This is a genomic window from Thalassolituus marinus, assembly GCF_020320395.1.
In the GTDB taxonomy this organism is placed as follows: domain Bacteria; phylum Pseudomonadota; class Gammaproteobacteria; order Pseudomonadales; family Oceanobacteraceae; genus Venatoribacter; species Venatoribacter marinus.
This window is the reverse complement of sequence record NZ_JAEDAH010000044.1, coordinates 14,895-27,792: the sequence shown is the minus strand read 5'-3', so window position 1 is coordinate 27,792 and position 12,898 is coordinate 14,895. Positions and strand designations below refer to the sequence as shown.

Genomic DNA, 12,898 nt, shown 5'->3' with positions numbered 1-12,898 from the left:
GTTCCCCTGGGAGGCAGTAGGCACTGCGGATTTAAAAGTCGTTTATAGAAAACAGATACCTTTAAAACTGTGGGACAGCAGTGCCGCTTACGCGGCCTTTTTTATCAGCTGACAACCGTCGACAAGGTGCGATTACCAGAGCCCGGCGCGCTCTCCATCACTTTAGCCACCGATGCGGTGTACTCAGTCGAAGTAATGGTATCCACGAATACCCAACGGCTGGTTACTTTAGTGTGAGTAAAGTCCACCAGCATATAGCCGCGGTTTGCAGCATTCAGGTAAGCCAGATCATCAACCAGTGTCGTAACTGCAGTTTCAAACTGCGCCTGAACACCAGCATCCGAACCAAAGCCAACGTAGTTCTCAAAGCCCGGCGAGGTAACCAATGCCAGCGTAAAATGCGCTTTGGCTGCATATACTCCCTGCTTGTCCGGATCTGTGAATTCCGACCAGACAGTCAGCTATTGCAAGAATCCGTCTCGCAGAAGAGCCGCCGGTGGCCCTGACGACAGCAATCCAGTAAACTTCGCCCCCTTCACAGTTCGCCTTGGTTCCGTCCGGATGCTCGATAAAAACGCCCTCTCTCAGCTGAAATCCCTCAAACAGGAAATCCAGAAAGCGACGCCGCGCCATGAAGGCCGCATCCGCGCAACCGCCGGACGCTTCGGATTCGTTAACACCGAAGATGGACAGCAGTTCTTTGTATCCCCTGACGAAATGGAGAAGGTACTTCCTGGCGATCAGGTAGCGTTTCGGGTCGAGCCCGCCGGAGAAGGAAAAGAACAGGCCGTTATCGAAAAACTGATCAGCAGCGAGCAGGACAGTTTTTTTGGCAGTTACATTATTCGCGGCAAAGGTCATTTTATTGAACCTGATCATGCCACACTCAATCGCTGGATCTTCGTACCACCAGCCAAGCGTATGAACGCCGCTGACGGCGATCTGGTACGTGCTCATATCAGTAAGCATCCATACCCTCACGGGAAAGCTCAGGCGGACATCGATGAAGTAGTCGGCAAGCCGGGTGACGCACATATTGAGACCCGTTTTATCAAGGCGAAATGGGGCCTCGAAGACACGTTCAGTGCCGCCGTACAGGCCGAGGTTGATACGCTGGTTGAAGCCGGTCTGGACGCATTCAGCGCCGAGCGTACGGATCTGACACACCTGCCGTTCGTCACCATCGACTCCGCCAGTACCCGCGATATTGATGACGCATTGTATGCCGAAGCCCTGACCCAGGGCTGGACACTGTGGATTGGCATTGCAGATCCAGCAGCCCTGATCGCACCAGGCAGCGAACTCGACAAGACGGCTGCTGCACGCGCAACCTCCGTTTATTTCCCGGATGAAGTTATTCCGATGCTGCCACCAGCACTGTCTGAACAACTTAGTTCACTGCAGGAAAATCAGAACCGTCTGTCGATGGTGGTTGAGCTGCGCGTTGAAGAAGACGGTAGCATTGCTCAGGTGCACATTCACAATGCGCTTATCCGAAGCCAGGCAAAACTCAGTTATAACCAGGTCGCCGCCTTTATCGATGGTGATCAGGCAGAAATTCCGGCCGAACTGCACGGCCCACTGGTTCACCTTGAAGCCTGCGCACGGGCGCTGAGCAACTGGCGTAAAACCCACTGCCTGCTGATGGAAGAACGTCCTGATTTCAAACTGGTATTCGATGACGCCGGCAAGGTAAAAGATATCGTTCGTATCGAACGGAATCAGGCACATCGTCTGGTTGAGGAATCCATGCTGGCGTGCAACCGTGCTGTTGCCGCCTGGCTGGCGGAAAAAGGCAGCGGCTTCTTTATTGAACACAGTGGCGTGCGTAACGAACGCACTGGTGAGGTAGCAGCGTTGCTCAAGGAGCATCTGTCTCTGGAACATAAACCAGAGTTCGATACCCTGGAAAAATACGTCGGGCTGATGCAGCAAGCCGACACCAGCGATAGCGAACTGCCGCTGCGTACTATCGTCAGTCGCCAGCTGGAACGCAGTAACCTGTCGCTGGAAGCCAAACCGCATCTTGGCCTCGGCTTTCAGTACTACACCACTTTTACCTCGCCGCTGCGTAAGTACAATGACTTGCTGATTCACCGGATTGTGCGCAGCTTACTGGCCGACGAAGATACTGTTCTGCCCGATAGCGACTTACTGGCCGCGATTCAGAACCAGCAAAGTACGGCGCGTATTTCAGCCTCTCAGGCCGAGAACTGGCTGAAACTGCAGTGGCTGGAACAACAGGACAAAGAACAGATTCTGGCTGGCACCATTGTGCATATGAACTCGGCAACCATTACCGTGCGTCTTGATGACACCGGTATCGAAGGTACCATTGATCGTCGTAAAGCCGGTAAAGAATGGACCTTTGATACCAAAACCATCAGTCACTACAGCGAAAGTGGCCGCTATGTGCTGGGTCAGGGTATCAAGGTTCGTATTATGGATATTCAGAGCCGCGCCCGTAGCGTACGTTTTGCGCTCGCCTGAGGCACAGACAGGCAGCCATAAAAAAGGGAGCCTGAGGCTCCCTTTTTCAGTTCTGGCAGATCAGTCGATCTTCCAGGTACGCACAACAGCAAAGCCATGCTGATCGATCCACTGATCCAGTTGACGCGGGTTACGCTTAATTTTTTCAACTTTCTCATTCGTGGCCGGATTACGGTAAGTACCGACAGGCAGTTTAGGCTTAGGCAGTGAAGACTCTTTCTCTGCTTTAGCGCGCGGGCCACGTGGTGAAGTACGGGCAAAATGCTTCTTCAGGTTGTGGTAGATAGACGATGGGTTGTCCATTTTAGACAGTGATACAATCCAGCGCTCAATCTGTTCAGCACGGGATACATACAACTCGTCCTCAGTCAGGCTGCTCTGATTGCACAGGCGCTGAATCACAGCATCAAATTCCTTGATACCTTCCATCTTTTTTTCCTGCGCTTCACGCAGCGCTTCCAGCTCCTGAATCTTCTGCTGGTGCTGTTTAATCTGCTTATCAATATCTAAATCAAAAACGCTCACATCATACCTCTGTATATGTTTACAACGATGCTCGGAGCCATCGGCACTCAGGTACCAATAGACCGGTAAATAGGGAGTTGCGGTAAGAATCGACGGTATATTGAATATCCGTCAGATAAATATCATTTAATGCCCGCATTATAACGAGTTGAATATATAAGAAACAATATAGTTCGGGTCTTATTGGATATATATAAGCTAAAAACATTTGCTCTGCTGCGAACAATGGCTCAGATAAACGTATGCGTGACGGCCATGGTAAACCGGACAGAACACAAAGCCGGAAAGCGTAACTGAGGGACTGTCCGGAACAACCCGCATTTCTCCTGTCGCAGGTCAGGGAAAATGTAAATGGATCTTGTACTCCCAAATGATAAACATTACCATCTACCACCAACTTATACCCTCTCAGCCGGAACAGCATGACCACTACCACGCTCGATCAGCTCAGCATCGGAACCCGCGCTCAGATAACCGGCTTCACTGCTACCGAAACAAATTTCCGTCGTAAGTTACTGGCTCTGGGGGTTATGCCCGGTGCCGAGGTCGAAGTGCGGCGCTTCGCCCCCATGGGAGATCCCATGCAAATTCAGCTGAGAGGTTCATCGATCAGTCTGCGCAAACGCGAGGCGGCCATCATTCAGGTTGAGGTGTGTGAATGAAACCGGCAGTAATTGGCGTTATCGGTAATCCGAACTGTGGCAAGACCACCTTATTCAACGCTCTGACAGGTGCCCGCCAGAAGGTGGGAAACTGGCCGGGCGTTACTGTTGAACGGAAAGAAGGTGCCCTTAACCTGCGCGGCATCAGTCACAAACTGGTGGACCTGCCCGGAACCTACGCGCTCGACAGCCACGACGATGAACTGTCGACCGATGAAAAAATTGCGCGCGAGTTTGCCCTCAGTGGTGAAGCACAGATCATCATCAACATTCTCGATGCCAGTAACCTGGAGCGTAACCTGTTCCTGACATCGCAGCTGCTGGATATGGGTATTCCTGTTATCTGTGCGGTAAATATGCTGGATGTTGCTGAACGCGAAGGCATTCACGTTGATACACAGCTGTTGTCACAGAACCTCGGTGTGCCGGTGGTGCCTATTGTTGCCTCTACCGGTCGTGGTATCGAAGAGTTGTGCCGCGTCATGGGCCATTACCTGGAGCATGCGACCGTTGCCACGCCACTGTTGCGTCTTGACGACGGTCTGGAAGCGGCTGTACACGAACTGAAAGATGCGCTGCAATCCACTGTCGACAACCCTTTCTGGACCGCCACCCGGGTACTCGAAAACGACGCCTATGCCGCCGAAATTGTTCCGGAAAGCCGTCGCCAGACGGTTATTGAGCTGGCCACCCGCCTGCGCGCGCAGCTGGAAAACAGCCACAGGCAGCCCATCGACGTACTGATGGCGAACAACCGCTATCGTTCAGTACAACATGTGCTGCAGCCGGTACTGACAATTAACAATCGTGGTCGCAGTCTGAGCGAGAGAATCGACAGCTGGGTTCTGAACCGCTGGCTGGGCATTCCGTTCTTTTTCGCCATCATGTACCTGATGTTTATTTTTGCGATTAACGTCGGCGGCGCCTTTATCGATTTCTTTGATATCGCTTCAGCCACATTATTCGTTGATGGCACCCACTATCTGATGGAGCAGATTGGCGCACCACAATGGCTGGCCACCCTGCTGGCCGATGGTCTTGGTGGCGGTATACAGCTGGTTGCTACCTTTATTCCGGTTATCGGCGGTCTGTATCTGTTTCTGTCGGTGATTGAGGATTCCGGCTATATGGCACGGGCGGCCTTTGTTATGGACCGCCTGATGCGAGCAGTGGGTCTGCCGGGAAAATCTTTCGTGCCGCTGATCGTTGGCTTTGGCTGCAACGTACCCGCGGTGATGGCTGCCCGTACCATGGATACCGAGAAAGACCGCCTGCTGACTATCGCGATGGCCCCATTCATGTCGTGTGGTGCACGTCTGTCGGTGTATGCCCTGTTTGCTGCGGCCTTCTTCCAGGAAAATGGTGCGCTGATTGTGTTCAGCCTTTATGTGCTGGGTATCGCCATGGCACTGCTGACCGGTATCGCTCTCAAGAACACGCTGTTCAAACCAGATCTGACGCCGTTCGTCATGGAACTGCCGGCCTACCATGTACCGACCATCAAAGGCGTGGTGTTCAAAACCTGGGAGCGCCTCAAGTCTTTCTGTATGCGCGCCGGTAAAACCATCATTACGGTGGTAGTGATTCTCAGCTTCCTCAACTCTATTGGCACCGACGGCTCATTCGGCAACGAAAACCGGGAGAATTCCGTACTGTCAAAAATTGCATCTGCTGTGACCCCTGTGCTGTCACCACTGGGCGTGCAGGACGATAACTGGCCGGCCACCGTTGGTATTATCACCGGCATTTTCGCCAAAGAAGCGGTTGTGGGAACTCTGGATGCACTTTACAACCCGGAAGACAGCGGTGATGCAGGCGAGTATGACCTGCTTAGCGGACTGACTGAGGCTGTTACCACGATTCCGGATAATCTCGCCGGTATCGCCGACACCTTCCTTGATCCACTCGGCCTGAGCCTGATCTCTGCCGACCAGACTGAAGAGCAGGGTGTTCATGAAGGTACTTTCACCAGCATGAGCGTGCTGTTCGGCAGCCAGCTGGCGGCCTTTGCGTACCTGGTGTTTGTTCTGCTGTATACCCCCTGCGTTGCCACACTGGGCGCCATGGTGCGTGAAGCCGGTGTGCGCTGGATGCTGTTTGTCGCAGGCTGGAGCACCGGTCTGGCGTACACAACGGCAGTGGTGGTGTATCAACTGGGCAGTTTCAGCAGCCATCCTCTGAGCTCTTCCCTGTGGATCGCTGGCTGCGTCGCTTTCATCGCTATCTGCCTGATGCAAATGCGTCGTTATGGCAACCAGCAGAACGCTCGCTATATCCCGATTACGAACCTGTAAATCGAGACCCGAGCTGTACTCAAAAGGCTCCGCAACGCGGGGCCTTTTGCTTTCCGGGCAGCACTCTGGCGTTCAGAAACTATACTGAGTCCCGCCTGAATCAATGAAGCATGTATTTAACGTAAGACGCCTGTCACAAGTGCTAGGATCTGCAGTAACCCTGCGTTAGAATGCGCGCGCTTTTTTCTTGAGGAGTTCACGATGGAGCTTATCGCCGACCAGGGACAGCTTTTCATTATCCTGGCCTGCATCTTCGGTGCTTTCATGGCCTGGGGTATCGGAGCCAACGACGTTGCAAATGCCATGGGGACTTCGGTAGGCTCTAAAGCCATTACCATCCGCCAGGCCGTTATTATTGCCATTATTTTTGAGTTTACCGGTGCCTTCCTTGCTGGCGGTGAAGTAACTCAGACTATCCGCAAAGGGATCATTGATCCTCTTGCTCTTGATGGCCAACCTGAACTCCTCGTATTCGGCATGATGGCGTCCCTTCTTGCCGCCGGTACCTGGTTGCTGGTCGCGTCATACGCTGGCTGGCCGGTTTCCACCACTCACTCTATCGTGGGCGCTATCGTCGGCTTTGCTGCCGTGGGCATATCCATGGAAGCCGTGAACTGGGCCAAAGTCGGTAACATTGCCGCCAGTTGGGTGGTATCACCGGTCGTCGCCGGCTCGATTTCCTTCCTGCTCTATAAGAGCGTGCAGCATTTCATACACGACACCCCGGACCCATTTGCACAGTCAAAGCGCCTGGTGCCGTTTTACATTCTGCTGGTCGGTTTCGTTATTTCCATGGTGACGCTGCTGAAAGGCCTGAAGCACCTGGGGCTGAAACTGAGCTTCATTGATGCCATCTGGATTTCCCTGATCATCGGTGCTGTGGTCATGGTGATCGGGCGTATGTTCGTTAGCCGAATCCATGCTGACCCGGAAGTATCCGAAGCGATACATATCGCCAACGTCGAAAAAGTCTTCGCCGTACTGATGATCTTTACCGCCTGTGCCATGGCGTTTGCCCACGGCTCCAACGATGTCGCTAATGCCATCGGTCCGGTAGCCGCGATCTATGGTGTTATCAGCCATGCCGGTGAAATTACTGCCAAGTCCGCCGTTCCGGTGTGGATTCTGCTGGTTGGTGGCGGTGGTATTGTGATTGGTCTGGTCACCTTCGGCCATCGCGTCATCGCCACAGTAGGTACCGGTATTACTGAACTGACCCCAAGCCGCGGCTTTGCTGCCACCCTGGCAGCAGCGACCACAGTCGTGGTCGCCTCGGGTACCGGCCTGCCAATTTCAACCACCCACGTTCTGGTTGGTGCAATCCTCGGGGTTGGTCTGGCAGTTGGCAGCGACGCTCTGAATTACCGCAAAATAGGATCCATCTTCGTGTCCTGGCTGGTGACTCTGCCTGCTGGTGCCATACTATCGATTCTGTTCTTCTTCCTGTTCAAGGCCATCTGGGCCTGATCAGACAAAGCGCCTTCGGGCGCTTTTTTATTGCCGGTTCACCACCACAAGCTCGCCTCTCCCTGCTGGTTACCCCTTAATCAGCCATTATTCCGTGGTCAAAATCCGAACCATATGGTACAAACGTACCACCACATAATTATAATTAGTTTCACCATGCTCATAGCGGATTCTTCAATGACGGATGTGTACTTCCAGAACTTGTCTCACGCGTTACAGCAGGCTGGTACCTGCACACCAACGCTGGTGATTGATAAAGAACGTCTGGACCGGAATATCGATCAACTGATCAATGTACTGAATCGTGGCTTCGACTACCGCATCGTGGCCAAATCACTGCCCTCTATTCCATTGCTGCAGTACATCATGCGTCGCACCGGCACCCACCGGCTGATGACTTTCCACCTGCCTTTCCTGATGCATCTGGTTGAACACCTGCCCGCAGCCGATATTCTGCTCGGCAAACCCATGCCCGTCGCCGCGGCCCGTCGCTTTTATCAGTGGCACAGCGCCCAGACGGCAAGCATGTGCTTTTCACCGGAAATGCAGCTGCAGTGGCTGATTGATAACAACGACCGCCTGAAACAGTATGAATTGCTGGCACAGGGTCTGAACACCAAGATGCGTATCAGCCTTGAAATTGACGTCGGCCTGCACCGCGGTGGTTACAAAACCGGTGACGAGTTTGCCGAAGCCCTGAGAATTATTGCATCCAGCCCATGGCTCAGTCTGGCCGGGCTGATGGGCTACGAAGCCCATATCAGTAAAATTCCAGCCGCCCTTGGTGGCCATGAAAAAGCGTTCAATGAGGCGCAGGCTACCTACGCCAGCTTCGTTGATCAGGTTCGCCAGCACCTGGGTAAATCCGCCGTTGAGGGTCTATGTCTCAACACCGGCGGCAGTTCGACCTACCCGCTGTATGATGATGAAAATCTGGGCGTAGTAAACGAGCTGGCGACTGCATCTGCTCTGGTCAAACCGACTGACTTTGATGTGTTCACGCTTGAGCATCATCAGCCAGCCTGTTTTATTGCCACACCGGTGCTGAAAGTGGTCGAGCGCCCCGAGATTCCCATGGCACCGTTGCTATCGTCTTTCATGCGCCTGTTGCGTCAGCTGCCCGCACGAGGAGCCTACCTGTACGGCGGCAACTGGCTGGCAAGCCCCTGCTACCCCGAAGGTTCGGAGCAGACGTCTTTTCTGGGGAAATCCAGCAATCAGGAACTTTACAGCCTGCCAGCCGACAGTTCGATCAAGCAGGATGACTTCTTCTTTTTCCGTCCGACCCAGAGTGAAGCCGTATTCCTGCAGTTCGGCAATATCGCCGTTTATGAACACGGCCGAATCAGCGACTGGTGGCCGGCGTTCCGTTACCCGAAAGACTTCGATGAAGCGTCCGCCAGCGCTCCTTTGCATTCCAGCGTTAAGCAATCCTGAATAATAAGAGGTTCTGACCATGACCATTGCCGCAGCTCTGGCGTATCTGCTGATTCCTGCAGTCATCATCATCCTTGCACAAAAACTGCCGTTACTGGACAAGGCGGGCGTCGTTGTCTTGTCGTTTGCACTGGGTATTGCTCTGTCCGCTATCGCAGCAGGCAACAGTGACTGGGCCGCTCTCGCAGGCATTCGCACCACACTATCGGAAGTGTCTATCGCATTAGCCTTACCGCTGCTGGTGTTTTCTATTGATGTAAAAGCATCACTGAGCATGGCAGGCGACACCATGAAAAGTATGGCGATTGCCTTGCTGTCAGTGCTGATCATCAGCGCAATTGGTGCCTTCTTCTATGTCGATACACTGGACAACGTCTGGCAGATCGCGGGCATGTCGGTAGGGGCTTATACCGGTGGTGGACCGAATATGGCGGCCATTAAAACCGCCATCGAAGCAGATGAAACCATCTTCACAACCATGATCACCTACGACATTCTGCTGTCAGCCCTGTATCTGATTTTTGTTATGACGCTGGCGAAGCCGATTTTCTCCAGAGTTCTGCGCCCGTTTCAAAGCCAAGGGCAGCACGCCTACCACACAGAGGAAGATGCGTTTGGTCACATGGCCGACGAAACCGCGAACGCCTACCGTATTCTCGCAGGCCGCCGGGTGTTTACTCAGGCCATCGCCGGACTGCTGCTGTCCGCAGCCATTGTCGGACTGTCGGTCGTGCTTGCCGGTCTGGCACCGGAAAGTATGCGTTCCGCACTGACCATTATTACCATTACCACACTCGGCGTGATGGCCTCATTCATCCCTGCCGTTCGTTCACTGCAAGGGACTTTCCAGCTTGGCATGTATCTGATTCTGGTCTTCTGTCTGACCACTGGCAGTATGACCGACACAGGTATCATCACTAATCTGAATCTCGACCTGTTCGCCTATATCGGTTTTATCCTGATTGGATCATTGCTGTTACAGGCCATTATCTGCCGCTTCATGAACATCGATACCGATACCTTCCTGATTACCTCATCGGCAGCGATTATGTCGGTACCTTTTATCCCGGTAATAGCCGGTGCTCTGAAGAATCGTGAAATCATTCTACCGGGCTTTGCCGCCGCCATTATTGGCTACATTCTTGGCAACTACCTCGGTATTGCGATGGCCTTCGCCACACGCGCGATGCTCGGCAGCTGATATCCTGGCTCCCGGCTGGCTCATGCCAGCCGGGAGCCCTTATACTGGTGTTTTTCCCGCCGGATATCACCGTGTCATACAAGCTGCAACAAACACCCCAGCAAATCACGCTAGCCCCTTCTGCTCCAGCAACAGGTGCCATGATATGGCTGCATGGCCTGGGTGCCAGTGCGGACGATTTTGTGCCGGTTTTTCAGCACCTCGTCAGCATGCTTAAAACACCTTTGTATGGAATATTCCCACAGGCTGACAACATGCCGGTCACCATCAACGGCGGCATGGCTATGCCAGCCTGGTATGACATTCTCGGCGCTACTCCCCAACGGGTGATTGAACAGACGTCGTTTGCCGCGTCAGTAACGCGTATTCATATGCTGATCGACCAGTTGATCGCCGAGGGCATACGCTCAGAACACATAGTCATTGCGGGTTTTTCTCAGGGAGGAGCGGTTGCAATGGAAGCGGCGCTAACCTGCCCGCATACACTGGGTGCTCTGATTTGCCTGTCGACCTATCAGGCAAGACCTTTTGATGTTGCCGCCGCTAACGCGAACCTACCGATCTTTCAGGCCCACGGGCATCAGGACAACGTCGTCCCGGTAGAACTGGGATTGCAGGCACAGGGCATATTGCAGGCTGCGGGTTTACACCCGCAGTGGCAGACCTACGCAATGGATCACGAGGTCTGCCTGGACGAGATTAACGACATTGCGCAGTTCTGCGCCCCTGTTTTCCGTTAATCCGAGGTGTCAAAGCGACTGGTCAGGTCTTGCAATGCCCTGGCCAGTTCCCTCTGCTCACGGGCGGTTTTGGTCATAAAGTTGGCAGTTGCCACCGTATGTTCAGCGATTTTGTAAATACTGCGAATACTGCCGGAAACCTCTTTGTTGGTTGCCACATGCTCTTCTGCAGCAGCCGCTACCTGATCAGTCATATCACGAATAACCGATACAGCTTCTTCAATATGGCCCAGCTCTGTCGTCAGACCGTTGGCCAGTGACACGGTTTCTTCTACTGATTTCTGCGATGACTCTACTGCTTCGAATGCCTTACGGGATTCCTGCTGGAAGCGGCCAATGATTGACTCGATTTCAGAGGTAGAATCCTGTGTTTTCTGTGCCAGGGTGCGAACTTCATCGGCAACAACGGCAAAGCCCCTGCCTTGCTCCCCCGCACGAGCAGCTTCAATCGCTGCATTGAGTGCCAGCAGGTTGGTTTGCTCGGCAATATTCTTAATCACCGAGAGCACGCCTCCGATGGCATCGCTGCTGTTGTGCAGATCACGAATGACGTCAGCCACCTGCATCATTTGTTCGTCCAGTTGAGCAATCATGCGGGCGCTACGCTGCACAGCCTGGCCGCTGTCAGAGGAAACACGTGCCGCCGATTCCGTCTGATCCGCCACTTTCTGCATACTGGAAGCAATTTCCCCTGTGGCAATCTCCTGCTGCCCCACCGCGGTAACCACCTTCGCGGTTTCGTCCTGCTGCAGAACCATCCCTTTGGAACTGAGTGAAATCGTGACGTGATTCTGAATAGAGATCAGACCGAGCTGATCACCAATGCGGCGGATCTGCGTCACCATATCACTGATATTCGACATCATCAGATTTGCTGCATTGGCAGCCTCACCGAGTTCATCCCCCAGGGTGATCTTTACTTTCCTGCCGAGTTTAAGATCGTGCGCAGCCGCCATAAGGCCAACACGAAGGTCACGAATCTGCCGATAAATACACAGAGAAACATGGCTGACCAGCAGCAACGTGGCAGCGAAAATAGCGAGTGCGATGGATGCGCTGAACCAGATTTCACCAGACATCTGACTGAGTTCATCATCAACGTAGCCGCGCAATGCTTTGTCCTGCGTATCTTCCAGTGCCTTCAGGCCATCAATACGCTCGGTCGCGGCCTTAAACCAGAGTGCAGAATCAACCCCGAACCCACTATCAGCACTTTCCGCTACCGTTCTCAGACGGGAGACCTCGCGCACGGCATCGGACTGCAGAAACGATTCATACGCCTGCAGAACTGCAGGCTCAGCGAGGCGACTGAAAGTGCGAAAATGCTCATTCTGAGCGGTAATCAGGCTGACAAATCGACTTCGTAACGCTGCCGGCATTTCATCCCGTGCGAACACGTTGCTCAGCACCGCGCGTTCAATGCCTGATTTTTCCTTTGCCTGGAGAAAACTGTAGTAAGCCTGAAGACGACGAATGGCATTGCCATTCTGAGTGTAATACGTGGCCACTGCGGGAACCGCCAGCAGGTAGTCTATAGTGCCGGTATAAAATGCCAGAACATCCGCCAGTTTTGCCTGCTGTGACGACACCTGCTGACGAATGGAATCCAGTTGCTGCAGCCGCCTGGCAATCTCCTCATTACCCGCGGCGACTTTCGCGTAGCGACTCAGTTCCGTGGTTTCTTTTACCGCACGGGACCACTGCTGGCGGAATTGATCCGCCTGTTGTCGCTGCTGTGGTAACCGATCTGCAAATTTTTTGCCGCCACTACCGAGGAAACCCGCCGACATTCCCCGCTCTTTCTGCAGCTCATGCGCCAGCGCACTGTTCAACGAGGTGAACTCCACCAGAATCTGAACGTCCTGCAGCTCTTTCTTGCCAGAGATTAATTGCGACAGACGCTGTCCTTCCAGCACCAGAGCGAGAAGAATCGGGGGAACGATCAGCAACAACAGTTTTTGCCGGATCCCCATAGAATTGAGAATTGCCATGGCACTCTCCCTAATACCATCCGAACATTCAGCCTAGGTGATATTTTCAGGATTGCAGCTTCTGACTTGCTCTCGCGTTATTCGGAGCTAG

10 protein-coding genes are annotated in these 12,898 nt (G+C 53.5%); 7 read left to right on the top strand and 3 right to left on the bottom strand.

Going from position 1 to position 12,898, the window contains the following annotated elements; translation table 11 throughout:
• Positions 1–104 precede the first annotated feature (104 nt).
• Positions 105–386 carry a hypothetical protein gene (locus tag I9W95_RS09560; RefSeq protein WP_225674248.1) on the bottom strand — a complete coding sequence of 94 codons (282 nt, stop codon included), beginning with the start codon at positions 384–386 and terminating at the stop codon, positions 105–107.
• A 175-nt stretch (positions 387–561) separates the two neighbouring features.
• Here I9W95_RS09560 and I9W95_RS09555 point away from each other — a divergent pair, with 175 nt between their 5' ends.
• The gene (locus tag I9W95_RS09555) at positions 562–2,490 is read left to right on the top strand and encodes a VacB/RNase II family 3'-5' exoribonuclease (protein WP_225674246.1); all 1,929 of its coding nucleotides are present in this window, start codon (positions 562–564) and stop codon (positions 2,488–2,490) included.
• A 60-nt stretch (positions 2,491–2,550) separates the two neighbouring features.
• On the opposite strand, the gene I9W95_RS09550 is transcribed toward I9W95_RS09555, so the two are convergent.
• The gene (locus tag I9W95_RS09550) at positions 2,551–3,015 is read right to left on the bottom strand and encodes a hypothetical protein (RefSeq protein WP_225674244.1); all 465 of its coding nucleotides are present in this window, start codon (positions 3,013–3,015) and stop codon (positions 2,551–2,553) included.
• 422 nt (positions 3,016–3,437) lie between these two features.
• Between I9W95_RS09550 and I9W95_RS09545 the strand changes: the two genes are divergently transcribed.
• From I9W95_RS09545 to I9W95_RS09520, 6 genes are all read left to right on the top strand, one after another.
• Positions 3,438–3,677 (top strand): FeoA family protein, encoded by a 240-nt coding sequence (locus tag I9W95_RS09545; RefSeq protein ID WP_225674242.1) that lies wholly within the window; start codon positions 3,438–3,440, stop codon positions 3,675–3,677.
• Positions 3,674–5,971, top strand: a complete 2,298-nt coding sequence (feoB, locus tag I9W95_RS09540) for a Fe(2+) transporter permease subunit FeoB (RefSeq protein ID WP_225674240.1) — start codon at positions 3,674–3,676, stop codon at positions 5,969–5,971. Before I9W95_RS09545 ends, feoB begins: the two co-directional genes overlap by 4 nt.
• Before the next feature lie 201 nt (positions 5,972–6,172).
• Positions 6,173–7,438 (top strand): inorganic phosphate transporter, encoded by a 1,266-nt coding sequence (locus I9W95_RS09535; RefSeq protein ID WP_225674238.1) that lies wholly within the window; start codon positions 6,173–6,175, stop codon positions 7,436–7,438.
• A 177-nt stretch (positions 7,439–7,615) separates the two neighbouring features.
• A complete protein-coding gene (locus I9W95_RS09530; RefSeq protein ID WP_225674236.1) occupies positions 7,616–8,875 on the top strand; it encodes a DSD1 family PLP-dependent enzyme in 1,260 nt (419 codons plus the stop codon).
• A gap of 19 nt (positions 8,876–8,894) precedes the next feature.
• Positions 8,895–10,076, top strand: a complete 1,182-nt coding sequence (locus I9W95_RS09525; RefSeq protein WP_225674234.1) for a DUF819 family protein — start codon at positions 8,895–8,897, stop codon at positions 10,074–10,076.
• Positions 10,077–10,123: 47 nt separating this feature from the next.
• Complete coding sequence (locus I9W95_RS09520) at positions 10,124–10,816, top strand: alpha/beta hydrolase (protein WP_318653606.1); 693 nt, start codon at positions 10,124–10,126, stop codon at positions 10,814–10,816.
• Here the strand turns inward: I9W95_RS09520 and I9W95_RS09515 are convergent.
• Positions 10,813–12,807: a methyl-accepting chemotaxis protein gene (locus I9W95_RS09515; protein WP_225674230.1), complete on the bottom strand. Its 1,995-nt coding sequence runs from the start codon at positions 12,805–12,807 to the stop codon at positions 10,813–10,815. The two genes, I9W95_RS09520 and I9W95_RS09515, sit on opposite strands and share 4 nt — an antisense overlap.
• Between the last annotated feature and the right edge of the window lie 91 nt (positions 12,808–12,898).